The sequence below is a fragment of the Streptomyces sp. NBC_00076 genome, from assembly GCF_045041235.1.
Lineage (GTDB): Bacteria > Actinomycetota > Actinomycetes > Streptomycetales > Streptomycetaceae > Streptomyces.
This window is the reverse complement of record NZ_CP108242.1, coordinates 2639123-2662724: the sequence shown is the minus strand read 5'-3', so window position 1 is coordinate 2662724 and position 23602 is coordinate 2639123. Positions and strand designations below refer to the sequence as shown.

At 67.9% G+C, this 23602-nt stretch carries 19 protein-coding genes and 1 tRNA gene; 9 read left to right on the top strand and 11 right to left on the bottom strand.

Annotated elements, in window-relative coordinates:
• Nucleotides 1-49 precede the first annotated feature (49 nt).
• From OHA64_RS12160 to OHA64_RS12135, 6 genes are all read left to right on the top strand, one after another.
• Nucleotides 50-940: a helix-turn-helix domain-containing protein gene (locus OHA64_RS12160; protein WP_405612048.1), complete on the top strand. Its 891-nt coding sequence runs from the start codon at nt 50-52 to the stop codon at nt 938-940.
• Nucleotides 941-951: 11 nt separating this feature from the next.
• Nucleotides 952-1293: a chorismate mutase gene (locus OHA64_RS12155; protein ID WP_405612046.1), complete on the top strand. Its 342-nt coding sequence runs from the start codon at nt 952-954 to the stop codon at nt 1291-1293.
• 201 nt (nt 1294-1494) lie between these two features.
• Nucleotides 1495-2076 (top strand): two-component system response regulator, encoded by a 582-nt coding sequence (locus tag OHA64_RS12150; protein WP_405612044.1) that lies wholly within the window; start codon nt 1495-1497, stop codon nt 2074-2076.
• Between the two features lie 56 nt (nt 2077-2132).
• Nucleotides 2133-4634, top strand: a complete 2502-nt coding sequence (pepN, locus tag OHA64_RS12145; RefSeq protein ID WP_405612042.1) for an aminopeptidase N — start codon at nt 2133-2135, stop codon at nt 4632-4634.
• Between the two features lie 228 nt (nt 4635-4862).
• The gene (locus tag OHA64_RS12140) at nt 4863-6221 is read left to right on the top strand and encodes a pyridoxal phosphate-dependent decarboxylase family protein (RefSeq protein ID WP_405612040.1); all 1359 of its coding nucleotides are present in this window, start codon (nt 4863-4865) and stop codon (nt 6219-6221) included.
• Complete coding sequence (locus OHA64_RS12135; RefSeq protein ID WP_405612038.1) at nt 6218-7639, top strand: lysine N(6)-hydroxylase/L-ornithine N(5)-oxygenase family protein; 1422 nt, start codon at nt 6218-6220, stop codon at nt 7637-7639. The genes OHA64_RS12140 and OHA64_RS12135 overlap by 4 nt, the downstream gene beginning before the upstream one ends.
• Before the next feature lie 59 nt (nt 7640-7698).
• Here OHA64_RS12135 and OHA64_RS12130 read toward each other — a convergent pair whose 3' ends face one another.
• A complete protein-coding gene (locus OHA64_RS12130) occupies nt 7699-9528 on the bottom strand; it encodes a bifunctional metallophosphatase/5'-nucleotidase (RefSeq protein ID WP_405623949.1) in 1830 nt (609 codons plus the stop codon).
• 138 nt (nt 9529-9666) lie between these two features.
• On the opposite strand from OHA64_RS12130, the gene OHA64_RS12125 reads away from it, so the two are divergent.
• Nucleotides 9667-10383, top strand: coding sequence for an SIMPL domain-containing protein (locus OHA64_RS12125; RefSeq protein ID WP_405612036.1), 717 nt, complete (start codon nt 9667-9669; stop codon nt 10381-10383).
• Between the two features lie 226 nt (nt 10384-10609).
• Nucleotides 10610-12040, top strand: a complete 1431-nt coding sequence (pyk, locus tag OHA64_RS12120; protein ID WP_405612034.1) for a pyruvate kinase — start codon at nt 10610-10612, stop codon at nt 12038-12040.
• Nucleotides 12041-12044: 4 nt separating this feature from the next.
• On the opposite strand, the gene OHA64_RS12115 is transcribed toward pyk, so the two are convergent.
• Nucleotides 12045-12833: a helix-turn-helix domain-containing protein gene (locus tag OHA64_RS12115; protein WP_405612032.1), complete on the bottom strand. Its 789-nt coding sequence runs from the start codon at nt 12831-12833 to the stop codon at nt 12045-12047.
• Between the two features lie 81 nt (nt 12834-12914).
• Nucleotides 12915-12998 (bottom strand) — tRNA-Leu (locus OHA64_RS12110).
• A gap of 98 nt (nt 12999-13096) precedes the next feature.
• Between OHA64_RS12110 and OHA64_RS12105 the strand changes: the two genes are divergently transcribed.
• Nucleotides 13097-13753: an ANTAR domain-containing response regulator gene (locus OHA64_RS12105; RefSeq protein WP_405612030.1), complete on the top strand. Its 657-nt coding sequence runs from the start codon at nt 13097-13099 to the stop codon at nt 13751-13753.
• Nucleotides 13754-13830: 77 nt separating this feature from the next.
• On the opposite strand, the gene OHA64_RS12100 is transcribed toward OHA64_RS12105, so the two are convergent.
• The 8 genes from OHA64_RS12100 to OHA64_RS12065 form a co-directional block, all read right to left on the bottom strand.
• Nucleotides 13831-14547, bottom strand: coding sequence for an ABC transporter ATP-binding protein (locus OHA64_RS12100; protein ID WP_405612028.1), 717 nt, complete (start codon nt 14545-14547; stop codon nt 13831-13833).
• Nucleotides 14544-15404 (bottom strand): ABC transporter ATP-binding protein, encoded by an 861-nt coding sequence (locus OHA64_RS12095; protein WP_405612026.1) that lies wholly within the window; start codon nt 15402-15404, stop codon nt 14544-14546. Before OHA64_RS12095 ends, OHA64_RS12100 begins: the two co-directional genes overlap by 4 nt.
• A gap of 5 nt (nt 15405-15409) precedes the next feature.
• Nucleotides 15410-17230, bottom strand: a complete 1821-nt coding sequence (locus OHA64_RS12090; RefSeq protein ID WP_405612024.1) for a branched-chain amino acid ABC transporter permease — start codon at nt 17228-17230, stop codon at nt 15410-15412.
• Nucleotides 17231-17235: 5 nt separating this feature from the next.
• Nucleotides 17236-18165 carry a branched-chain amino acid ABC transporter permease gene (locus OHA64_RS12085; protein ID WP_405612022.1) on the bottom strand — a complete coding sequence of 310 codons (930 nt, stop codon included), beginning with the start codon at nt 18163-18165 and terminating at the stop codon, nt 17236-17238.
• Nucleotides 18166-18278: 113 nt separating this feature from the next.
• Entirely contained in the window at nt 18279-19493 is a 1215-nt protein-coding gene (locus tag OHA64_RS12080) for a branched-chain amino acid ABC transporter substrate-binding protein (protein ID WP_405623947.1), read from the bottom strand.
• 569 nt (nt 19494-20062) lie between these two features.
• A complete protein-coding gene (locus tag OHA64_RS12075; protein ID WP_405612020.1) occupies nt 20063-20518 on the bottom strand; it encodes a hypothetical protein in 456 nt (151 codons plus the stop codon).
• A 39-nt stretch (nt 20519-20557) separates the two neighbouring features.
• Nucleotides 20558-21046 (bottom strand): PaaI family thioesterase, encoded by a 489-nt coding sequence (locus OHA64_RS12070; protein WP_405612018.1) that lies wholly within the window; start codon nt 21044-21046, stop codon nt 20558-20560.
• A 47-nt stretch (nt 21047-21093) separates the two neighbouring features.
• Complete coding sequence (locus OHA64_RS12065) at nt 21094-23388, bottom strand: FdhF/YdeP family oxidoreductase (RefSeq protein WP_405612016.1); 2295 nt, start codon at nt 23386-23388, stop codon at nt 21094-21096.
• Nucleotides 23389-23602 lie beyond the last annotated feature (214 nt).

Sequence of the window (23602 nt, the reverse complement as noted above, 5' to 3'; positions counted from 1 at the left end):
GCGCCGCTCGGACGAACAGCGGGAGCACAGGGACCCGGGAGGCCCGCGGATGTACCACACCTGGATGCGGTTTCTCACGCCCGGCCCCGCCCAGCACCGGCTCGGCCTCGTCTGCCTCGGCGTCGGCCTGCAGCACGGCCCCCTGCCCACCGTCGGCCCCCGCACCCTCGACCACCACGTGGCCGTCGTCATCAGCGCCGGCGCCGGCTGGTATCTGGGCCCCGACGGCCGCCGTACGACCGTCACCGCACCCGCGCTGCTGTGGCTCACCCCCGGCGTCCCGCACCACTACGCACCCGACCCGGGCACCGGCTGGGACGAGGGCTTCGTCGACTTCACCGGGCCCGCCACCGCCACGTACACCGAACTCGGCTACATCGAACCCGACCGCCCCGTGGTGCCCCTGACGGACGCCACCGCCCCGCGCGCAGTCGTCACCCGCATCGCCCGCGCCGCCCGCCGCGACAACCCCCTCCTGGAGGTGGAGACCGGAGCCGCCGTCCACGAACTCCTCGTCGCCCTGCGCCGCGCCCGCGCCGACCTCGCCCCCGACGGCGACCAGGTCCTCAAAGCCCTCGCCCGTGACGCCTGCCTGCCGCTGTCGGTCGCCGACCATGCGACACGGCACGGCATGACCCCCGCCGAACTGCGCACCGCCGTCCGCCGCGGCGCCGGCTGCAGCCCCAAGGACTACCTGCTCGGCATCCGCCTCGGCCGCGCCAAGGAACTCCTCGCCGCCACCGAACTGCCCGTCGCGGCCGTCGCCCGCCGCGTCGGATACGACGACCCCGCCTACTTCTCCCGCCTGTTCACCCGCCGCGTCGGCATGGCCCCCGTCCGCTTCCGCGCCCAGCAGGGCCGCACCGTCCCCGGCGGCTGGAGCAACCAGGTCCCCGACCCCGACGATCCACCCATGATCGAACGCCCGCACGCCCCGTAATGTGGTCGCCCATGACCACCAGCAACACCCGAACCGGCGACGTCGACCCCGCGGTCCGCGAGGAACTCGCCCGGCTGCGCGACAGCATCGACAACATCGACGCGGCCGTCGTCCACATGCTCGCCGAACGCTTCAAGTGCACCCAACAGGTCGGCCACCTCAAGGCACGCCACCAACTCCCGCCCGCCGACCCGGACCGCGAGGCCCGGCAGATCGAACGACTGCGCACCCTCGCCGAGAACGCGAAACTCGACCCGGCGTTCGCCGAGAAGTTCCTGAACTTCATCATCGCCGAGGTGATCAGGCACCACGAGAGCATCGCCGAGGACACCGTGAACGGCTCGACACGGTAGGCGAACCACCTCGAACCGCCTCGAACCGTCCTCAACCCGCCTCGGACCGACCTTCTACAGGCCTGAACGGACCCCCCGAGGACGTGACACGAGGGCCCCCAAGCGGCATGCTGCGCTGTGCACTCCTTGTCAGCTGACGAGCACTCCCCGTCAGCTCATCGGACATAAGCTGGTCTGTCCACAAGGGAGGGACGTCGGGCCATGCCGTCGGATGCCAGGATCCTCATCGTCGACGACCACGAGGACACCCTGTACGCGCTGGAAAGCGCCCTGGCCCCCCTGGGCTACCTGCTGGGCCGCGCCACCAGCGGCGACGAGGCACTCAAACAGGTACTACGGGGCCAGGTCGGCCTCCTCCTGCTCGACGTGCGCATGCCCGGCGTCAGCGGCCTCGACGTCGTGCGCTACCTGCGGCGCCTCGAACAGACCCGGCACATCCCCGTCCTCCTGCTCACCGGCTTCGACCCGGACCACGAACTGACCTCCGCCGCCTTCGCACTCGGCGTCGCCGACCTCCTCACCAAACCCGTCGACCCCTGGGCCCTGCGCACCAAGGTCCGCTACCTGTTCGACACCCACCAGCGCCACCGCGCCCTCGAACACGAGGTCCGCGCACTACGCGCCCTCGCCAAGGACCACACCGCAGCCGACGAAACCGCGGCCCGCCCAACTCCGCCACGCCCCACCCCGACCCACCCCACCCCGCCCCACCCGGACGCCCGGGTTCCAGTCCCGCGCCCACAAGGGGCGCACACCGGGGAGCTCGAACAGGACCGGACATAGGGCGCGTACCGATCCGCCCCTGTGCCTTGCCAACGCCATCAGGCAGCATGGCCTGCATGTCCGTACTGACGCGCGACGAAGCGCAGACCCGTGCCAGGCTCATCGACGTCCACCGCTACACGATCGACCTCGATCTGACCGCCGGGGACGACACCTTCGACTCCCGCACCGTCATCAGGTTCACCGTCCGCCCGGACCAGGACCACACGGACACCTTCGTCGAGGTCAAGCCCGCCGCACTGCGCTCCGTCACCCTCGACGGACACCCCCTCGACCCGGAAACCCTGGACGAGAACCGGCTCTCCCTGAAAAACCTCAACCCCGGCGAACACGAACTGCGCGTCGACGCGAGCATGCGCTACTCCCGCACCGGCGAAGGCATGCACCGCTTCACCGACCCCACCGACGGCGAGACCTACGTCTACACCCAACTCTTCATGGACGACGTACAACGCGTCTTCGCCGCCTTCGACCAGCCCGACCTCAAAGCCGTCTTCGACCTCACCGTCACAGCCCCCGAAGACTGGACCGTCCTCGCCAACGGCATCACCGAACACCTCGGCGAAGGCCGCTGGCAAGCCGCCCCCACCCCCCTCATCTCCACCTACCTCCTCGCCGTCGCCGCCGGCCCCTGGCACTCCGTACGCACCGAACACCGCGGCCTGCCCTTCGGCATCCACTGCCGCCGCTCACTCGCCCCGTACCTCGACACCGACGCCGACGAACTCCTCGACATCACCCGCCAGTGCTACGACCGCTACCACGAGAAGTTCGAGGAGCCCTACCCCTTCGACTCCTACGACCAGGCGTTCGTCCCCGAGTTCAACGCCGGCGCCATGGAGAACCCCGGACTCGTCACCTTCCGCGACGAGTTTGTCTACCGCTCCGCCGTCACCGACACCGAACGCCAGACCCGCGCCATGGTCATCGCCCACGAAATGGCCCACATGTGGTTCGGCGACCTCGTCACCCTGCGCTGGTGGGACGACATCTGGCTCAACGAGTCCTTCGCCGAGTACATGGGCTACCAGACCCTCACCGAAGCCACCCGCTTCACCGACACCTGGACCGACTTCGGCGTCGCCCGCAAAGCCTGGGGCTACGACGCCGACCAACGCCCCACCACCCACCCCGTCGCCCCCGAGAACGTCGACGACACCGCCTCCGCCCTCCTCAACTTCGACGGCATCTCCTACGCCAAGGGCGCCTCCGCCCTCAGGCAACTGGTCACCTGGCTCGGCGAGAAGGACTTCCTGGCCGGCATCAACACCCACTTCACCCGCCACAAGTTCGCCAACGCCACCCTCGCCGACTTCATCGACTCCCTCGCCGCCCACACCGACCGAGACGTCCACGCCTGGGCCGACGCCTGGCTGCGCACCACCGGCGTCGACACCCTCACCCCCCGCATCACCACCGACGCCGGCACCTGCACCCTCACCGTCGAACACACCGGCAGCCGCCCCCACCGCATCGCCGTAGGCCTCTACGACCGCGACGCCGCCGGCGAAGGCCACCACCTCGCCCTGCGCGAACGCCTCGACCTCGACATCCCGCAGACCGAATCCGGCGGGCCACACCCCATCGGCAAGCGCCCCGCCCTGCTCCTCCTCAACGACGGCGACCTCACCTACGCCAAGATCCGCTTCGACACCGACTCCTTCCGCACCGCCGGCGCCGCCCTCGCCGGCCTACCAGAACCACTCACCCGCGCCGTCGTCTGGAACGCGCTCAGGGACGCCGTCCGCGACGCCGAACTCCCACCCACCGCCTACCTGGAAGCCGCCCGCACCCACCTCCCCCACGAAACAGACCTCGCCCTCGTCCAGGGCGTCCTCGCCTTCGCCTCCACCCAGATCACCGACCGCTACCTCACCCCCGAGGAACGCCCCGCCGCCCTCGCCACCCTCACCGCCCTGTGCCGCGACCTCATCCGCCGCACCGAGGACGGCGACCACCCCGGCCTGCGCCTGATCGCCGTACGCCACCACATCGACGTCGCCGCCCACCCCGACACCATCGCCGCCTGGCTCACCGACGGCACCGTGCCCGGAGGCCCGGAACTCGACCCCGAACTGCGCTGGCGCGTCCTCGCCCGCCTCGCCGTCCTCGGCGCCACCGACGAGACCGCCATCGCCGCCGAACTGGAACGCGACCCGAGCGCCACCGGCCAGGAAGGCGCCGCCCGCTGCCGCGCCGCCCTGCCCGACCCGGACACCAAAGCGAAGGCCTGGGCGTCGATGTTCACCACCGACGACCTCTCCAACTACCTCTTCACCGCCACCGCCCAGGGCTTCTGGCAGCCCGAACAGGCCGACCTGGTACAGGAGTACGTACCCCGCTACTTCCCGGACGCCGTCGCCGTCGCCGCCCGCCGAGGCCCCGCCATCGCCGACGCAGCCGGCCGCTGGGCCTTCCCCACCCACGCCGTCGACACCCACACCCTGCACCAGGGCGAGGAATGCCTGCGCGACACGGCCCCCACCCCCGCCCTGCGCCGCAAACTCGCCGACCAACTCGACGACCTCACACGGGCATTGCGAGTCAGGGACCACTAGCACCCACCCCCCGAGGCTGATCGTCCTCCCCAGCCTCCGCAGCACCGAGGACGATCAACCTCACAACACACCACCCCTCGGACGACCTCCACGGCCGAACCGAGCCCAACACGTTTTCCCCGTACGGGAGTACCCCCATTCGGGTCTGGATCGTTGAACTCCCCGGGCGCGCCCCGGCCACCGCGCTCAAGCTGGAACTCGCCCCACCCAGCGCCACGGAGGACAACGATGAGCACACCGCCGCTCGCCTCAGGCCACCACGCCCCCCACGCCCTGCGGCCACTGCTCTACACCGTCCTCGACGCACTGCACTCCGGCACCCAGGCCCGCGGCGGCCCCCTGCCCGCCGGCGGACCCACAGCCGTCGCCGAACGCGTACGCGACGCCGTCGGCGACATCCTCCCGACCGACGGCGACCCCGACGCCCTACGACGCCTCGTCCACACCCTCACCGAAGGCGCCGCCGACCCGGCCGACCCCCGCTGCGCCGCCCACCTGCACTGCCCACCCCTCGCCGTCGCCACCGCCGCCGACCTCGCCGCCTCCGCCCTCAACCCCTCCCTCGACTCCTGGGACCAAGCCCCCGCGGCCTCCGAACTGGAAAACCTGGTCACCTCGGCCCTCGCCCGGGAAACAGGCGCAACCGACGCCCTGATCACCACCGGCGGCACCGAATCCAACCAACTCGCCCTCCTCCTCGCCCGCGAAACACACGGCCCCGGCATCCGGCTCGTCCACGGCGCCAACGCCCACCACTCACTGCCCCGCGCCGCCTGGCTCCTCGGCCTGCCCGAACCCGTGGTCGTCCCCGCCCCCGCCGGCACCCTCGACCCCGCCGCCCTCGACGAAGCCCTCACCACCGTCCCAGGACCCCTGCTCGTCGCCGCCACCGCAGGCACCACCGACGCCGGACTCATCGACCCCCTCCCCGACATCGCCGCCCGCTGCGCCGCCCACCGCACCCGCCTCCACATCGACGCCGCCTACGGCGGAGGGCTCCTGTTCAGCAACCGGCACCGAACCAAACTCACCGGCCTCGAAGCCGCCGACACCATCACCCTCGACCTGCACAAACTCGGCTGGCAACCCATCGCCGCAGGCCTCCTCACCGTCAAGAACCCCCACGACCTCACCGCCCTCAACCAACACGCCGACTACCTCAACGCCCACGACGACACCGAAACCGGCCTCCCCGACCTCCTCGGCCGCTCCCTGCGCACCACCCGCCGACCCGACGTCCTCAAAATCGCCGTCACCCTCAAGACCCTCGGCCGCACCGGCCTCGCCACCCTCGTCGACCAGGTCTGCGACCACGCCCACACCCTCGCCGCCCTCGTCCACGACCACCCCGGCCTCGAACTACACGACCAACCCACCATCAGCACCGTCCTGTTCCGGCCCACCGGCGCCACCGACGACACCGTGGCCCGCATACGACGACAACTGCTCCACGACGGCAGAGCCGTCCTCGGCCGCGCCCGCCTCGACGGCCGACTCTGGCTCAAGGCCACCCTCCTCAACCCCCACACCAGGCCCGAAGACCTCACCGGCCTCCTGAAACTCGTGGAAGGAACCACCCCCCGATGACCCCGACGCCCCACCCCCCACACCACCAACCCGAAGCACCCCGCGACCTCGTCGGCATCGGCATCGGCCCCAGCAACCTCTCCCTCGCCGCCCTCGCCCACCCCCTCCCCGACCTCGACACCGTCTTCTACGAACAACGCCCCACCTTCGACTGGCACCCCGGCCTGCTCATCGACGGCGCCACCATCCAAGTCCCCTTCCTCGCCGACCTGGTGACCCTCGCCGACCCCGCCAACCCCTGGACCTTCCTCAACTACCTCAAGGCCCGAGACCGGCTCTTCCCCTTCTACTTCGCCGAGCGCTTCCACATCCACCGCGCCGAATACGACGCCTACTGCCGCTGGGTGTCCGACAACCTCCCCCAGCTGCGCTTCGGCCACCAGGTCGACGCCGTCCGCTGGAACCCCGAACGCGACCTCTTCGAAGTCGACTTCACCCAACTCGACACCGACGGAGAAGCCGAAGCCCTCGGCCGGACCTACACCAGGAACGTCGTCCTCGGCATCGGCACCGAGCCCTACATCCCCGAACCACTCAAACCCCTCGTCGAGACACCCGGCGTCCCCGTCCACCACGCCGCCGACTACCTCGACCACCGCGACACCCTCCTCGCCGCAGGCCACGTCACCGTCATCGGCTCCGGACAATCAGGCGCCGAAGTCTTCCTCGACCTGCTCCGCAACCGCCCCACCGGCCAAGAAAACCTCCACTGGCTCGGCCGCACCGAAGCCTTCGCCCCCATGGAGTACTCGAAGCTCGGCCTCGAACACTTCACCCCCGACTACACCCGCTACTTCCACGCCCTCCCAGAAAGCGCCCGCGACCGCCTCATCACCACCCAATGGCAGCTCCACAAAGCCATCGACACCGACACCATCGCCGCCATCCACGAAGAGCTCTACCGCCGCACCCTCCACGACAGCTGGCCCGACGCCGTCCTCACCCCCGGCGTCCACGTCCGCACCGCCGGCCGCATCGCCACCACCCAGATCGAACTCCACCTGGAACACACCCAGCAAAACACCCGCTCCCGCCTCACCACCGACGCCGTCGTCCTCGCCACCGGCTACCGCGAACGCCCCCTCGACCGCATCCTCGCCGGCCTCGACCCCTACCTACGGCGCGACAACCGCGAACGCCCCCGCATCGACGAACAGTTCCGCCTCGTCCTCGACCCCGTCGTCACCGGCGCCGTCTACGTCCAGAACGCCGAACGCCACACCCACGGCATCGGCACCCCCGACCTCGGCCTCGCCGCCTGGCGCAGCGCCACCATCCTCAACACCCTCACCCCGAAAGAGCCCTACCGCCTGCCCACCCGCACCGCCTTCACCACCTTCGGCCTCCACCAACACCCACAGGTCCCGCACGCACGGCAGGCACTTCGAGCCCTCACACCACTCATCGACGGCCGGTAAAAGAAGAGGGACGACGGGAGAACCTCCCACCGTCCCTCACGCACACAACCCCCGGACCCCTAGAACACCGGCGTACCGTCCCTCGTCAACTTCCAGTCCACCGACGCGAAGTCCTTCGGATCCAGCACACCCTTCGCCGTCACCCACTCCGAAATCCGCGTCCGGATCTCCGTCGACTCCGACCACAGCTCCTTCGCCGACGCCACATACGGAAACGCACCACCACCATTGGCCCGGTAGTTGTTCACCGCCAACACGAACTGCTGAGCATCGTCCAACGCGACACCCCCGTACGACAGATTCCTGATCCGCGAACCCACAGCCCGCGCGATGTCGATCTCGTACGACAACCCCGACACATAGTCGTAGTTGTAGTCCGGACGACCCCCCGCGTTCGTCAGCTTCTCCACATCCACCGCCGCACCCGCCGCCGTCTGCACGAAATACTGCGCCGAATACTCCAGATACGCCCTGACCTGCGCACCCGTCATCAACTTCGCGACCAGCGTGTTGTCGTACACATACAGACTCGACAGATCCCGGATCGTCACCTCACCCGCCGGGATCTGAGACGTCCGCGAGAACGGCGACGCCTGCGCGATCACCGGCACCGACGCGTACTCCGTACCCGCCAACGCCGCCCGGACCACGTCCTCCTGCACCCTCGTGATCAAGTCGATGATCGGCGCGTCCTTGTACCGCGCCTCCACCGTCGTCAACGTCTCCGTCGCCGTACCGACCACCTGATTCACATACGCCACCACGACATCGTGATCGTCCTTCAGCAGCTTCGTGATCCTCGGATCGTCCGCCACCGAATTCGAGTTCAGCACCGACGCCTTCACCGACTCGACCGACCAACGACCCTTCGCGAAGACCAACTCGAAGTCGAACAACGACAACCGCTCCGCATACGCCAACGGCTCCGACAGAACCACCGACCTGCCCGTCTGCGCGTTGGTCACCCTCAGCTCGGGAATCTCCACATGCGCATGCCCGACCAGAATCGCGTCGATCCCCGGCACCTGCTGCGCCACCAACGCCGCCGAGTTCTCCACATACGGCAACTGGTCACCGTACGACGACGTCCCCGACGACCCCGAATGCGCCGACACCACCACCACGTCAGCACCCATCGACCGCAGCCGCGGCACCCACTTCGCCGCCTGCTCCTCAAGACCCGGGAACGTCAACTTCCCCTGCACATACGCCTTGTCCCAGATCGCGATCCCCGGGTTCGTCAGCCCCAGCACCGCCACTTTCACCGGCGGCGCACCCTTCACATGGAACGTCTTCATGAAGTACGGCGGAAACGCCGGCTTCAACGTCTTCGCGTCCAACGCGTTCGCCCCCAGCAGCGGGAAATCACACTGCTCCTCGAACTTGCGCAACGTCTCGATGCCGTAGTTGAACTCATGGTTGCCCAACGCCACCGCGTCATACCCGATCGCGTTCATCGCCGCCGCCATCGGATGCACCGGACCACCGTCCGCGGTGATCGGATCCACCTTCGCGTAGTAGTACGTCAACGGCGTGCCCTGAATCGTGTCGCCCGCGTCCAGCAACAGCGTGTTCCGACGGCCCTTCTCCTCACGGACCCGGTTCACCAGCGTCGAGATCCGTGACAGACCCTGCGCGTTGCCCTGCGCGTCCGCGTACTCCGCGTCCTTGAAGTAGTCCCAGTTGAAGACATGACCATGCAGATCCGTCGTGCCCATCACCGTCAGCGCATACCGCTTCACCGGCCGATGCCCATACCCCTTCTCCGCATCCGAAGCCTCCGCGGCCTCCGCGGCCTCCGCCGCCGGAGCCGCCGCCGCACCGGCCAACGCCACCCCCGCACCCGTCACAGCCGACTTCTTCAGAAACTTCCGACGATTCAACGGCATGGCTCGATCCCCTCCGGCAATGGTCAACAACGCGCGTAGATTCTGACCCGTACACGCCGCAACGCAATAGCCCCCACAGGTTTCGATCCGATGACCAGCCACATCCCCACGCAGGTAAGAAGTGACAGAGTGGGACGTATGACCACCCCGACACCCGACGACCCCCAACCCGCCGTCCCCTACGGCACTCCCGACGCCCCCCGCATCGCCGTCCGCGGCGAAGCCCACCTCGAAGTCGACCCCGAGATCGCCCGCATCGGCATCACCGTCGCCTCCCGCGGCAAAGACCGCCGCGCCGCCCTCGACGACCTCACCCGCCGCAACACCACCGCCCTCAACCTCATCAAGACCTACGGCGAAGCAGTCGAGCGACTCGAAACCGGCGCCTTCTCCATCACTCCGCAACTCAAAGAAGGCCGCGGCGAACGCATCCACGCCCACCACGGCCGCGTCCACATCACCGCCGAACTCACCGACTTCACCGCCCTCGGCGAACTCACCACCCGCCTCGCCGACCTCGACCTCACCCGCGTCGACGGCCCCTGGTGGGCCCTACGCCCCCACTCACCAGCCCACCGCACAGCCCGACAACAAGCAGTACGCGAAGCCGTACAACGCGCCCGCGAATACGCCGAAGCACTCGGCACCACCCTCGCCGCCCTCGTGGAACTCGCCGACATCGGCGCCGAGAACACCCCGCCCGCCTACCCCGCAGCCGCCGGCGGCCGCATGCGTTCCATGGCCTACGGCGCCCCCCAAGAGACCGCCGCCGCCCCACTCGACCTCGAACCCCAACGCCAACACGTCCACGCCCAGGTCAACGCCCGATTCACCATGGCACCCCCACAGCTGTGACCCCGGCAGTGCGTCCAGCAGTGCTCCCAGCCGGGATCACCAGCGGAAAGGCACCCGAAAGGCATCCGAAAGGCACCCCGTGATCGCACAGGAATTCGCCCGCCGAATGCTCATCGGAGCACCCCGCCGCACAATTCAACACTTGTCGATACCCCGTCACCCAAAGGTCGTCGAGTAGTCATGCACACCCAATTCCCTACCCACCGGTAAGCCCTAGGGTCACCTCATGCGCCGAGCAAAAATCGTCTGCACACTGGGCCCCGCCACCCACACGTACGACCAGATCAAAGCCCTGGTCGAAGCCGGAATGGACGTAGCCCGCTTCAACCTCAGCCACGGCACCCACGCCGAACACGAGGAGCGCTACCGGCACGTACGCAAGGCCGCCGACGAGACCGGCCACAGCGTCGGCACCCTCGCCGACCTTCAAGGCCCGAAGATCCGCCTCGGCCACTTCACCGAAGGACCCGTACTCCTTGAACGCGGCGACACCTTCACCATCACCGTCGAAGCAAACACCGAAGGCAACGGCCACACCTGCGGCACCACCTACCCCGGCCTCGCCACCGACGTCACCCCCGGCGAACACATCCTCGTCGACGACGGAAAAGTCTGCCTCGAAGTCACCGCCATCGACGGACCCCGCGTCCACACCACGGTGATCGAAGGAGGCATGGTCTCCGACCACAAAGGCCTCAACCTCCCCGGCGTCTCCGTCTCCGTCCCCGCCCTCTCCGACAAGGACGAAGCCGACCTCCGCTGGGCCCTGCGCACCGGCTTCGACATCGTCGCCCTCTCCTTCGTCCGCAGCGGCCGCGACATCGACGACGTCCACCGCATCATGGACGAACAAGGCCGCCGCCTCCCCGTCATCGCCAAAGTGGAGAAACCCCAAGCCGTCGAAGCCATCGACGACATCGTCGCCGCCTTCGACGGCATCATGGTCGCCCGCGGAGACCTCGGCGTCGAAATGCCCCTCGAACAGGTCCCACTCGTCCAAAAGCGCGCCATCAAACTCGCCAAACGCAACGCCAAACCGGTCATCGTCGCCACCCAGATGCTCGACTCCATGATCGAGAACTCCCGCCCCACCCGCGCCGAAGCCTCAGACGTCGCCAACGCCGTCATCGACGGCACCGACGCGGTGATGCTCTCGGGCGAGACGAGCGTCGGCAAACACCCGATCGAAACCGTCCTGACGATGGCGAAGATCGTCGAAGCCGCCGAGGAAGACCTCCTCGCCAAAGGCCTCCCGCCCCTCACCGAAAGCAACAAACCCCGCACCCAAGGCGGCGCGGTCGCCCGAGCCGCGGCCGAGATGGGCGACTTCCTCGGCGCCAAGTTCCTCGTCGCCTTCACCCAGTCCGGCGACACCGTCCGCCGACTGTCCCGCTACCGCTCCCCGATCCCGCTCCTTGCGTTCACCCCCGAACCGGCGACCCGCTCCCAGCTCAGCCTCACCTGGGGCGTGGAGACCTTCCTCGGCCCCCAGGCGGACTCCACGGACGCGATGGTCGACCAGGTGGACGAGCTGCTGCTGAAGTACGGCCGCTGCGAAAAGGGCGACAGCGTGGTCATCACGGCCGGCTCCCCACCCGGCGTCTCAGGCTCGACGAACCTGGTCCGGGTGCATCACATCGGCGAGGACGACAAGTAGAGCGTCAGTGCTTGGGGCCTACGTGGGCGTCCATGAGTGCGACTGAGGCTTTGCGGGCGATGGAGATGTTGAAGGGGTCGCTACCGCGAGCAAGGGTGGTCCATTCGACGCCCACCTTGTCGAGGGTGTCGGAGAAGAGCTTCCGGATGTCGTCCGACTTGTTGGCGAAGAAGTAGCGGGGGTATTCGTAGCGCTTGCGCTCACCGGCTACGAGGCGGGTGGTCCAGTTGGTGATGCGACATCCGTCGGAGTGGATGAGGCCGCGGATGAACTCCCAAGGGTGCGCATCGACGATGGCTTGCTGCCAGGGGACCAGGGCGATGAGGCGCTCGTGCTTCTTGCCGGGGCCGTGTTGGGGAAACAGGCAATGCAGGTGCTTCGAGTAGACCTTTACGTTGCTGCAGCCGGTCCTGCGGACGCGGCAGACGGAGTTGTCGGGGAAGACTGCGCGCATGGCCTGCTCGCAGTCGTCCATGAGGCCGCGCCACGACTCGGTGCAGGCGATCATGAGGTTGGGCACTCGATGCTCGGAGTAGTGACTGATGTGCCCATCGCCGAGATACAGGCCCAGCAGGTAGCTATACGCGGGTTCATCGAGGTCCCGTCCGTCGCAGCGGGGGCACTTGGGATCGTGCTTGCCAGGGCATTCGCCGCGTTTCGCTCGGTCCAGATGCTTCCAGTAGCCGACGGTGCCGAGCGGCACGTTCAGGTGCCGTGCGACCTCGGCGTTCTTCGTGCCGCTGCGCAGGAGGGTGAGGGCCTTCTGTCGTACCTCAGTGCCGTGAAAGTTCATACGAGCACTCTGCGTCACTGATCGTGACTGAGCGCAGCAAAAAGCGGATGTTCACGAGAACGGGAACATCCGCTTTCAAAGTGCCGGGTACGGGATTCGAACCCGTATGTCCTCTCGGACAGATGTGTTTGAGACATCCGCGTAAGCCTATTCCGCCAACCCGGCTTGGCACTTCCGTGAGTGTACCGGGTCACCGTAGCCCTCCGCCTCTAGGTAGGCTGCATGAACAGCAGTACCTGCCCGGCCCGTAACGAGGAGCCCCCGTGACCGCCCCCGAGTCGCCCCAGCCCGTAGACGCGCCCGACGACGACAAGTCGCACGTGCCTCCGCTGACGACCCGTGTCGTCATCGCCGAGGACGAGGCCCTGATCCGGCTCGACCTCAAGGAGATGCTGGAGGAAGAGGGCTACAGCGTCGTGGGCGAGGCCGGTGACGGTGAGCGGGCCGTCGAGCTCGCCCGCGAGCACAAGCCGGACCTGGTGATCCTGGACGTGAAGATGCCGAAGCTCGACGGCATCTCGGCGGCCGAGAAGATCGCGGAGGAGCGCATCGCCCCGGTGCTGATGCTGACCGCGTTCTCGCAGCGCGACCTGGTGGAGCGGGCGAGGGACGCCGGTGCGATGGCGTATCTGGTGAAGCCGTTCAGCAAGAGTGATGTCGTTCCGGCGATCGAGATGGCCGTCTCGCGCTTCACGGAGCTGCGGGAGCTGGAGAACGAGATCGCGGACCTCACTCTGCGGTTGGAGACCCGGAAGCTGGTGGACCGGGCGAAGTCGATTCTGCAGACGGAGTACGGGCTGACGGAGCCGGCGGCGTTCCGGTGGATTCAGAAGACGTCGATGGATCGTCGGATGTCGATGCAGCAGGTGGCCGAGGCGGTCATCGCGGATGCGGACGAGAAGAAGGGCAACAAGGGCTGACGTTTCGCCCCTGTACGCCGACGAGGCCCGCGCCCCCGGAAGGGGGTGCGGGCCTCGACGTATACCCGGTGTGGCGCTCAGTCCTCGCCGAGGTACGCCTTGCGTACCGACTCGTCGTGGAGGAGGTCCGCTCCGCTGCCGGAGAGGACGATCTTGCCGACTTCCATGACGTGGCCGTGGTCGGCGAGGGAGAGGGCGGCTTGGGCGTTCTGCTCGATGAGCAGGATGGTGGTGCCCTGGCTCTTGAGTTCCTGGATGGTTGCCATGATCTTCTGCATCATGATCGGGGAGAGGCCCATGGAGGGTTCGTCGAGCATGAGCAGTTTGGGTCGGGACATGAGGGCGCGTCCCATGGCGAGCATCTGCTGTTCCCCGCCGGAGAGGGTTCCCGCGGCCTGCTTTCTGCGTTCCCCGAGGATGGGGAAGAGGTCGTAGGCGCGCTGGATGTCCTTTTCGATGCCTTCTTTGTCGGTGCGGAGGAAGGCGCCGAGGCGGAGGTTGTCCTCGATGGTCATGCGGGGAAAGATGTGTCGGCCTTCGGGGGAGTGGGCGAGTCCGAGGGCGACGATTTTGTGTGCGGGGGTTTTGTTGAGTGATTTGCCGTCGAACTTGATGTGTCCGGCGAGGGGTTGGAGGAGCCCGGAGAGGGTGCGGAGGGTGGTGGTCTTTCCGGCGCCGTTGGTGCCGATGAGGGTGACGACTTCGCCGGCGTTCACCTTGAAGGAGATGCCTTTGACGGCTTCGATCTTGCCGTAGGCGACCCTGAGGTCTTCGACCTCGAGCAGTGCGGTCATGTGGCGTCTCCTTCCCTGGTGTTCTGGGCTTCGGCGGCTTCGACTTCGGCGACTTCGTCGGTGCCTGGTGCGCCTTCGAAGGGTGTGCCGAGGTAGGCGGCGATGACGCGTTCGTCGGCTTGGACGATGTCGGCGGTGCCTTCGACGAGTTTTTCGCCTTGTACGAGGACGGTGACCCGGTCGGAGAGGTTCATGATGAACCGGATGTCGTGCTCGATGACGAGGACGGCGGTGCCCTTGTCGCGGATGGCGAAGACGAGTTCCTCGGTGGCCCGGGTTTCCTGGGGGTTCATGCCGGCGGTGGGTTCGTCGAGGAGGAGGAGGCCGGGTTCGCTCGCGAGTGCTCGGGCGATTTCGAGCTTGCGTTGTTCGCCGTAGGGCAGGTTGCGGGCGAGGTGGTCGGCTTTTGCGGCGAGGCCGGTGAACTCGAGGAGTTCCATGGCTCGTTCGCGGGATTCCTGTTCGGCTTTTTTGAAGCCGGGGAGTCGCAGGAGTGCTGACCAGAGGCCTTCTTTGGTGCGGGTGTGGCGTCCTACGAGCACGTTTTCCAGGACGGTCATGTTGGCGAAGAGCCGGATGTTCTGGAAGGTGCGGGCGATGCCTGCCTGGGTGACGAGGTGGGGCTTGGGTGGCAGGACGGTGCCCTTGTACTTCACGGTTCCGCTGGTGGGCACGTAGAGGCCGGTGAGGCAGTTGAAGAAGGTGGTTTTGCCTGCGCCGTTGGGGCCGATGAGGCCGACGATCTCGCCGGTGTTGACGGTGAGGTCGACGGAGCGTACGGCGGTGAGGCCGCCGAATTTCATGGTGACGTCGCTGGCGTCGAGGACGGTGGTGGGGGCGGTGGTTGTGGTGGTCATCGCGGTCACGTCCCTGTCTTGGCGACGCCGGTGGCACCTTCGGGCAGTGGGGTGTCCTTGGGTACGTCGAGTTGTCCGGTTTCGTGGAATTCGAGCTGTTTCCTGCGGTCTGCGACGAGGCCTTCGGGCCTGAAGCGCATGAGGAGCATCAGGGCGATGCCGAAGAGGAGCAGCTGGTAGTCCGCCATGAACTGGAGTTTGGCCGGGATGAGGTAGAGCAGTGCGGCGCCGATGACGGGGCCGCTGATGGTGCCCATGCCGCCGAGGATGACGGCGGCGAGGAGGAAGGCGGAGTTGGGTGGTACGGGGCCGGCGAACTGGTATTGCTCGGGGGTGACGCTGTAGGACACGTGGGCCTGGACGGTGCCGGCGAGGCCGGCGAGGGAGGCGCCGAGTGCGAAGGCGAGGAGTTTGAGGCGGAAGCCGTTGATGCCCATGGCGGTGGCGGCGGTCTCGTCTTCGCGGATGGCGACCCAGGCGCGGCCGATGCGGGATTCCGCGGAGCGGCGGAAGACCATGACGACGATGGCGGTGAACAGCAGCATCAGCAGGTAGTAGTTGCCGCTGCGGGTGAGTTCGTGGCCGAGGACGTCGTGGGGGAGGCCGAGGTTGAAGCCGAAGATCTCCAGGTCGGGGATGTTCGGGACGCCGTTGGAGCCGTTGGTGACGTCGGGGCCGCTGTTCCCGTTGAGGTTGTTCATGGTGATGCGGAAGATCTCACCGAAGCCGAGGGTGACGATGGCGAGGTAGTCGCCGCGCAGCCGCAGGGTGGGGGCGCCGATGACGACGCCGAAGATCAGTGAGGCGAGGGCTCCGGTGAGGACTGCTGCCCAGAACGGGAAGTGGACGCCGATGGTCGACTGGGGTGAGCCGGAGACCAGGGCGGCGGCGTAGGCGCCGACGCCGAGGAAGGCGACGTATCCGAGGTCGAGGAGGCCGGCGAGTCCGACGACGACGTTGAGGCCGAGGGCGACGGTGGCGAAGATGAGGATGTTCGCGCCGATGAGGGCGAACTGGTCGTTGCCCTGGGTGAAGGGGAAGCAGATCGCGGCGACGAAGGCTGCCGTGAGGGTGACGTTGCGGTGTTTGGCCGTCAGTGTGGAGAGGCGTTTGAGGAGGCCTGCTCGGGTGAGGGCGGTGAATCCGAACGCGGCGATGATGAGGAAGCCGATGAACAGTTCGGAGTATTCGGTGCCGATGCCGTAGGCGAAGACGTACAGTCCGGCGCCGAAGCCGGCCGCGATGATGAGGATCTCGGCCCAGCTGGGGAGGTCCTTGGCGCGGCTGGGGTCGGGGGCGGCGAGGGTGTGGCGGATCCTGCCCCACAGGCCTGGTGTGGGGTCGTTGTCGTCGTAGGGCTGGTCGGCGGGGAGGCCGAAGGCGCCTATGGCGGCTATGAGGGAGCCGATGCCGGAGACCCAGGCTCCGGGTTCGAGGTTGACGAGTCCGCCGAGTTCGTCGCTGATGGCGCCCATGGAGTAGCCGGTGGTGCCGAGGACGCCGAGGGTGAGGAGGCGGACGGGGCTGTTGGTGCCGCCGGGGGTGAGCCAGTTCAGTCCTCGGATGCCTTGGCCGGAGAGGGTGAAGAGGAGGGTGAGGATGGCTCCGACGAGGGTGAGGATCTGCAGGCCGCCGGGGTAGCCGGTGACGGTGAGGTTGCCGGGGAATTCCTCGGTCCAGGTCCAGGCGAGGAAGGTGCCGACGAGGGCGGTGGCGGAGCCGGCGACGGTGATGGCGCGTGCCGCGGTGGGCGGCAGCGGGATCAGGGGGGTCGCGTGGGGCGCCTTGGTGGTGGTGCTGGTGGCGGTGTTCGTGTTGGTGGTCATGGGTATCACGCCCGATCCGCGACGCGTTCGCCGAGCAGGCCTTGTGGCCTGATCAGGAGGACGAGGATGAGGAGGACGAAGGCCCAGACGTCCTTCCAGGCGCCGCCGCCGAAGAGGTCCATGCCGGGTATGTCGCCTATGTAGCCGGTGGCGAGGGATTCGGCGACGCCGAGGACGAGGCCGCCGAGCATGGCGCCGTAGATGTTGCCGATGCCGCCGAGGACGGCGGCGGTGAAGGCTTTGAGGCCCATGAGGAAGCCCATGCGGAAGCCGACCTGGCCGTTTTTGAGGCCGTAGGCGACGGCGGCGATGGCGGCGAACGCGGCGCCGATGGCGAAGGCCATGACGATGATGCGGTCGGTGTTGATGCCCATCAGCTTGGCGGTGTCGGGGTCCTGGGCTGTGGCCTGCATGCCGCGGCCGGAGCGGGTCTTCGTGACGAAGAGGCCGAGGGCGATCATGCAGAGGGGTGCGGCGATGAGGACGAAGAGGTCGCCGCGTTGGATGTTGGCGCCGAAGACGTCGAAGGGGCCGCCGTCGAACTGGGGGAAGGGGCGGTCCTTCTTGGCGTCGGGGTACCACATCCAGACGACCTGTTGCAGGACGATGGACAGGCCGATGGCGGTGATGAGGGGTGCCAGGCGTGGTGCGGTGCGCAGGGGCCGGTAGGCGAAGCGTTCCGCGGCGGTGGCGACGGCGACGGATACGAGGATGCCGCCGAGGATCATGAGGGGTACTGCGGCGCCGAGGGCGAAGCCTTCGGGGAGCCAGAGATAGACGGTGAGGGCCCCGAAGCCCCCGACCATGAAGATCTCGCCGTGGGCGAAGTTGATGAGCTGGACGATGCCGTAGACCATCGTGTAGCCGATCGCGATGAGTCCGTACATCGCGCCGAGGATGAGTCCATTGGCCAGCTGTTGCGGCAGTTCGTTCACCGCAGGGCCTCCGTGGAGTGGTTCGGATATGGCGCCGCGCGGGAGCGCTGGTGGGCGCTCCCGCGCGGCCTGGATCAATGTGTGCGTTGGGAGGGCTGGTTACTGGGCTTCGTTCAGCCGACCTTGGGGGCGGCGCTGTATTCGGGCGTCCACGCGCCGTTCTTGACCTTGTAGGCGGTCATGAGGGTGTTGGTGGTGTCGCCGAACTCGTCGTAGGAGATGGCTCCGGTGACGCCGTCGAACTTGACCTTGGCCATGGCGTCGAGGACTGCCTTGCGGCCGTCGCTGGGGAGCTTGCCGTCGTTGCCTTCGACTGCCAGCTTGACGGCTTCGATGATGGACCAGGTGGCGTCGTAGGTGAGGCCGCCGTAGGCCTCGTAGGCGTCCTTGTAGCCCGCGTTCTTGTAGTTCGCGATGAACTCCTTGGCGGACGGGAGCTGCTCGACGGGCTTGCCGACGCTGGTGGCGAGGTCGCCGTCGGCCTTCTTGTTGAGCTTGGGGAACTCGCCGGAGTAGATGCCGTCGCCGCCCATGAGCGGGATGTTCTGGCCGCTGTCCTTGAGCTGCTGGCTCAGGGGGGCGGCGGCGGGGTATTCGCCGCCGTAGTAGAGGGCTTCGGCGCCGGTCTTCTTGATCTTGGCGACGACGGCGTTGAAGTCGCGGTCGTCGGGGTTGATGTGGTCGCTTCCGACGATCTTGCCACCGAGCTTGGTGTAGTTCGCCTTGAAGGAGGCGGCGAGGCCGGCGCCGTAGGTCTTCTGGTCGTCGATCAGGTACGTCTTCTTGATGCCGGCCTTGGTGTACAGGTACTCGGCGGCGAAGGCGCCCTGGATCTCGTCCGTGGTGGCGGTGCGGAAGAAGGTCTTGAACTGGCGGACCGACTTGCCGGTCTTCCAGCCGTCGCCCTGGGTGAGTTCCGTGCCGGTGTTGGCGGGGGAGATCTGGGTCAGTCCGGCGTCGCTGAGCGGCTTCTGCATCTGCTGGGAGACGCTGGAGTTCAGCGGGCCGACGACGCCGAGGACGTCCTTGTCGCTGATGAACTTCTGGGCGTTCTGCTGGCCGACGGAGGGCTGGGCCTGGTCGTCGAGGGGTTCGATCTTGAACTCGACGCCCTTGACGTACTCGTCCTTGTTGGCCGTCTTGGCGGCCAGGTCGGCGGAGTTCTTGATGCCGAGGCCCAGCGCCGACAGGTCGCCGGTGGTGGGGGCGTCGACACCGATCACAACTGTGGTCTTGTCGCCGCTGGTGCTCTTGCCGTCGTCGTCACGCGAGCCACAGGCGGTGAGTGTCAGCGATCCCGCCGCGAGTGCGGCGGTGATAGCGATGATCGAACGTTGACGCACGAATCAGGTCCTTTCCCTGGCACGGCGGCTCCCCGTGGAACGCACCGAGTCGGGCGCTGGGGTCGAAATGACTTCGAATCCGCTGGCGCGGTGACTGGGCGTGACTCTAAGCGGGTGGGGGGAACGCGGAGGAGTGTCTGGCCAAGGCTGTGACGCTCTTGTTATGACACGACGTAATGCAGAGCGGTACGCAGTTGGGTGATTGCGTGGAATTTGTGCGGATTCGACCAGTCCGCATGTTGAGAACCCGCAGGGTGGGCCGTGATGGTTTCAGTAGCGTTCTGGGCTTTTGGTGATGACAGGAAATAGCTGATGTCGATGGCGCGGGCGATGTGTGGGGTGGTGTGGGTGCGAGGGGCCACCGCGGTGGGGTCAGGGGCCTTCGTTGCGCGCGTATTACGTAGAGTTACGCTCAGGGAAGTGGGTCCGGCGTTTGCCGGTACATGCGCGCATTCCGTGACGTGCGCGGCGATCACCGGTCACCGGTTGTCTGTCACCGGTCACCGGTCACGGCGCCGATTGCCGATCACGGATCACGGATCGCCTGGCACCGTTCACTGCCATGGGCCTTTGCCGGGGCCGCCGTTGCGGTACCACTTCTCGCAGCCGGTGCGTGCCGTGCGGTCGATCGACCGTTCGGCGGCCTTGGTGTCGCCGCGCTTCCACTCGGCGCGGGCGGCGTCCACGGCGTCCATGAGGATCTCGTACTGGCCGTTGGACAGGCCCATCGACTGGTAGTCGCCGTAGGTGTCGTCCTTCAACTGGCGGCGGGACCAGTACGTGACGATCCGGGTGCACAGGTCCTGTGGCGACGTGGTCTCGGGAGTGGGGGAGCGGGTTCCGGTGGTGGCGCCGCCCGGCACGCCCGCCATCCCGCTCGGCGCTTCGCCCGGCGCCCCGTCGGGTGCGCTGGAGTCGCCGCATCCGGTGAGCAGGCCGCCCGTCAGGAGCGCCAGTCCGAGGCCGAATCCGAGTAGTGCCGCCGTCCTTGGGGTTCCTCCCGCGGTCATGTTTCGACGCTAGGCCGGTATGGGGGGTCGGGCCAGGGCTCAGTCGGTCGCGCGCATCCGGGTTTCGTCGGCGGGCCGTACGTCCCGCAGCAGACAGGTCAGGCGTGCGGTGCACACCCGTCGTCCGTCCTCGTCGCTGATCACGATCTCGTACGTGGCCGTGGACCGCCCCTGGTGCACGGGTGTGGCCACTCCGGTCACCAGTCCGGAGCGCGCGCCTCGGTGGTGGGTGCAGTTGAGATCGACGCCGACCGCGATCTTGGAGCTTCCTCCGTGGAGCATGGACCCCACGGATCCGAGTGTCTCGGCGAGCACCGCGGAGGCGCCGCCGTGCAGGAGTCCGTACGGCTGGGTGTTGCCCTCCACCGGCATGGTCCCGACGACGCGCTGCGCCGACGCCTCCACGATCTCCACGCCCATGCGCGTGCCGAGGTGTCCCGCGGAGAACAGTGCCTGCAGGTCGACGCCGAGTGCGGCGTACTCGTCGATGACCTCCTGCGGGAACTTCACGTGCTGCTGCTCACCCATGGGGCCCGGCTCCGTTCGTCATGCCAACCTGGTGGCTGAGCAAACGCTCAGTCGGTCGCCGATTGTTCCAGACGTACGACGACGGACTTGCTGGCCGGGGTGTTGCTGGTGTCCGCCGTGGCATCCAGCGGCACGAGGACGTTGGTTTCGGGGTAGTACGCGGCGGCGCACCCGCGCGCGGTGGGGTAGTGCACGACCCGGAAGCCGGGAGCCCGCCGTTCCACGCCGTCCCGCCACTCGCTCACGAGATCGACGTACGCCCCGTCGGTCACCCCGAGCAACTGCGCGTCGTCGGGGTTGACCAGCACCACCCGGCGGCCGTTCTTGATGCCCCGGTAGCGGTCGTCGAGGCCGTAGATCGTGGTGTTGTACTGGTCGTGCGAGCGCAGGGTCTGCAGGAGCAGGCGGCCCTTCGGCAGTTTCGGGTACTCGACCGGCGCGGCGGTGAAGTTGGCCTTCCCGGTGGCGGTCGGGAAGCGGCGTTCGTCGCGGGGGGCGTGGGGGAGCGCGAAGCCCCCGGGGTGTGCGACGCGCGCGTTGAAGTCCTCGAAGCCGGGGATCACGCGGGCGATGCGGTCGCGGATGGTGGCGTAGTCCTTCTCGAACTCCTCCCACGGGACCTTGCTGTTCTCGCCGAGCACCCGGCGGGCGAGGCGGCACACGATCGCCGGCTCGGACAGCAGATGGGTGCTCGCGGGATCCAGGCGGCCTCGGGAGGCGTGCACCATGCCCATGGAGTCCTCGACGGTCACGAACTGCGCGGTGCTTTTCCCGTTCGGGTCGACCTGGAGATCGCGTTCGGTGCGGCCGAGCGTCGGCAGGATCAGGGCGCGCGCGCCCGTGACGGCGTGCGAGCGGTTGAGCTTGGTCGACACGTGCACGGTCAGCCGGGCGCGCCGCATGGCCGCCTCGGTGACGTCGGTGTCGGGGGAGGCGGAGACGAAGTTGCCGCCCATGGCGAAGAAGACCTTCGCCTCGCCGTCGCGCAGGGCGCGGATGGCCCGTACGACGTCGTAGCCGTGCTCGCGGGGCGGTGCGAAGCCGAACTCCTTCTCCAGGGCGTCGAGGAACGCGGGGGCGGGGCGTTCGAAGATGCCCATCGTGCGGTCGCCCTGCACGTTCGAGTGGCCGCGCACCGGGCACACGCCCGCGCCCGGACGGCCTATGTTGCCGCGCAGGAGAAGGAAGTTGACGACCTCGCGGATGGTCGGCACGGAGTGCTTGTGCTGGGTGAGGCCCATCGCCCAGCACACGATGGTGCGCTCGGAGGCGAGGACCATGCGCAGGGCTTCCTCGATCTCGCTCTGGGACAGGCCGGTCGCGGTGAGTGTCTCGTCCCAGTCGGCGGCGCGGGCGGTCGCCGCGAACTCCTCGTAGCCGTGGGTGTGTTCGCGTACGAACTCCTCGTCGACCGCGCCCTCGCTGTCGAGGATCAGCTTGTTGAGGAGGCGGAAGAGGGCCTGGTCGCCGCCGATGCGGATCTGCAGGAACAGGTCGGTGAGTGCGGCGCCGGCGGTGAGGCCCTTGGGGGTCTGCGGGTTCTTGAAGCGCTCCAGGCCGGCCTCGGGCAGCGGGTTGACGCTGATGATCCGGGCGCCGTTCTCCTTGGCCTTCTCCAGAGCGGAGAGCATGCGCGGGTGGTTGGTGCCCGGGTTCTGGCCGGCGACGATGATCAGGTCTGCTTTGTGGAGGTCCTCCAGCAGGACGCTGCCCTTGCCGATGCCGATCGTCTCGGACAGGGCCGAGCCGGACGACTCGTGGCACATGTTGGAGCAGTCCGGCAGGTTGTTGGTGCCGAGTTCGCGCGCGAAGAGCTGGTAGAGGAAGGCGGCCTCGTTGCTGGTGCGGCCGGAGGTGTAGAAGAGGGCCTCGTCGGGGGAGGCGAGGGCGGTGATCTCCTCGGCGACGATGTCGAAGGCCCGTTCCCAGGTCACCGGCTCGTAGTGCGTTCCCCCTTCGGGGAGGTACACGGGGTGGGTGAGCCGGCCCTGCTGTCCCAGCCAGTAGCCGCTCCTGGTCGCGAGGTCGGCGACGGAGTGCGCGGCGAAGAACTCGGGGGTGACCCGGCGCAGGGTGGCCTCCTCGGCGACCGCCTTCGCGCCGTTCTCGCAGAACTCCGCCGCGTGCCGGTGCTCCGGCTCCGGCCAGGCGCAGCCCGGGCAGTCGAAGCCGTCCTTCTGGTTCACGCGCAGGAGGGTCAGCGCGGTGCGCCTGACGCCCATCTGCTGCTGCGCCATGCGCAGGCTGTGTCCGACGGCCGGGATCCCCGCGGCCGCGTGCTTCGGCTCGGCGACCTGCGGCGCGTCCTGGACGGGATCTGCCTTGGGCGGCTTCGTTGCCATCGCGCGCTCTCCTTGTTCCCTGGGTTCCCTGGGATTTCCTGGGATTTCCTGGCCGCGTACACCTGTGCGGTGTCTTTTCCGGGTGGTGTCCCGGACCCCAGCACTTCTCCGAAATACTCGCACGAGCCTGTGACAACGATCGAGGCCGGGCGAGGCGGCGGCACGAGCGACGATCGCGGTGGGCGGCGCCGTCTCGGGGGCGGCCGTCGGGGGC

Excerpts from the sequence above, each read along its gene's own strand:
- OHA64_RS12160 (WP_405612048.1), top strand. The coding sequence starts at position 50 with ATGTACCACACCTGGATGCGGTTTCTCACGCCCGGCCCCGCCCAGCAC.
- OHA64_RS12155 (WP_405612046.1), top strand. The coding sequence starts at position 952 with ATGACCACCAGCAACACCCGAACCGGCGACGTCGACCCCGCGGTCCGC.
- OHA64_RS12150 (WP_405612044.1), top strand. The coding sequence starts at position 1,495 with ATGCCGTCGGATGCCAGGATCCTCATCGTCGACGACCACGAGGACACC.
- pepN (WP_405612042.1), top strand. The coding sequence starts at position 2,133 with ATGTCCGTACTGACGCGCGACGAAGCGCAGACCCGTGCCAGGCTCATC.
- OHA64_RS12140 (WP_405612040.1), top strand. The coding sequence starts at position 4,863 with ATGAGCACACCGCCGCTCGCCTCAGGCCACCACGCCCCCCACGCCCTG.
- OHA64_RS12135 (WP_405612038.1), top strand. The coding sequence starts at position 6,218 with ATGACCCCGACGCCCCACCCCCCACACCACCAACCCGAAGCACCCCGC.
- OHA64_RS12130 (WP_405623949.1), bottom strand. The coding sequence starts at position 9,528 with ATGCCGTTGAATCGTCGGAAGTTTCTGAAGAAGTCGGCTGTGACGGGT.
- OHA64_RS12125 (WP_405612036.1), top strand. The coding sequence starts at position 9,667 with ATGACCACCCCGACACCCGACGACCCCCAACCCGCCGTCCCCTACGGC.
- pyk (WP_405612034.1), top strand. The coding sequence starts at position 10,610 with ATGCGCCGAGCAAAAATCGTCTGCACACTGGGCCCCGCCACCCACACG.
- OHA64_RS12115 (WP_405612032.1), bottom strand. The coding sequence starts at position 12,833 with ATGAACTTTCACGGCACTGAGGTACGACAGAAGGCCCTCACCCTCCTG.
- OHA64_RS12100 (WP_405612028.1), bottom strand. The coding sequence starts at position 14,547 with ATGACCGCACTGCTCGAGGTCGAAGACCTCAGGGTCGCCTACGGCAAG.
- OHA64_RS12095 (WP_405612026.1), bottom strand. The coding sequence starts at position 15,404 with ATGACCACCACAACCACCGCCCCCACCACCGTCCTCGACGCCAGCGAC.
- OHA64_RS12090 (WP_405612024.1), bottom strand. The coding sequence starts at position 17,230 with ATGACCACCAACACGAACACCGCCACCAGCACCACCACCAAGGCGCCC.
- OHA64_RS12075 (WP_405612020.1), bottom strand. The coding sequence starts at position 20,518 with ATGACCGCGGGAGGAACCCCAAGGACGGCGGCACTACTCGGATTCGGC.
- OHA64_RS12070 (WP_405612018.1), bottom strand. The coding sequence starts at position 21,046 with ATGGGTGAGCAGCAGCACGTGAAGTTCCCGCAGGAGGTCATCGACGAG.
- OHA64_RS12065 (WP_405612016.1), bottom strand. The coding sequence starts at position 23,388 with ATGGCAACGAAGCCGCCCAAGGCAGATCCCGTCCAGGACGCGCCGCAG.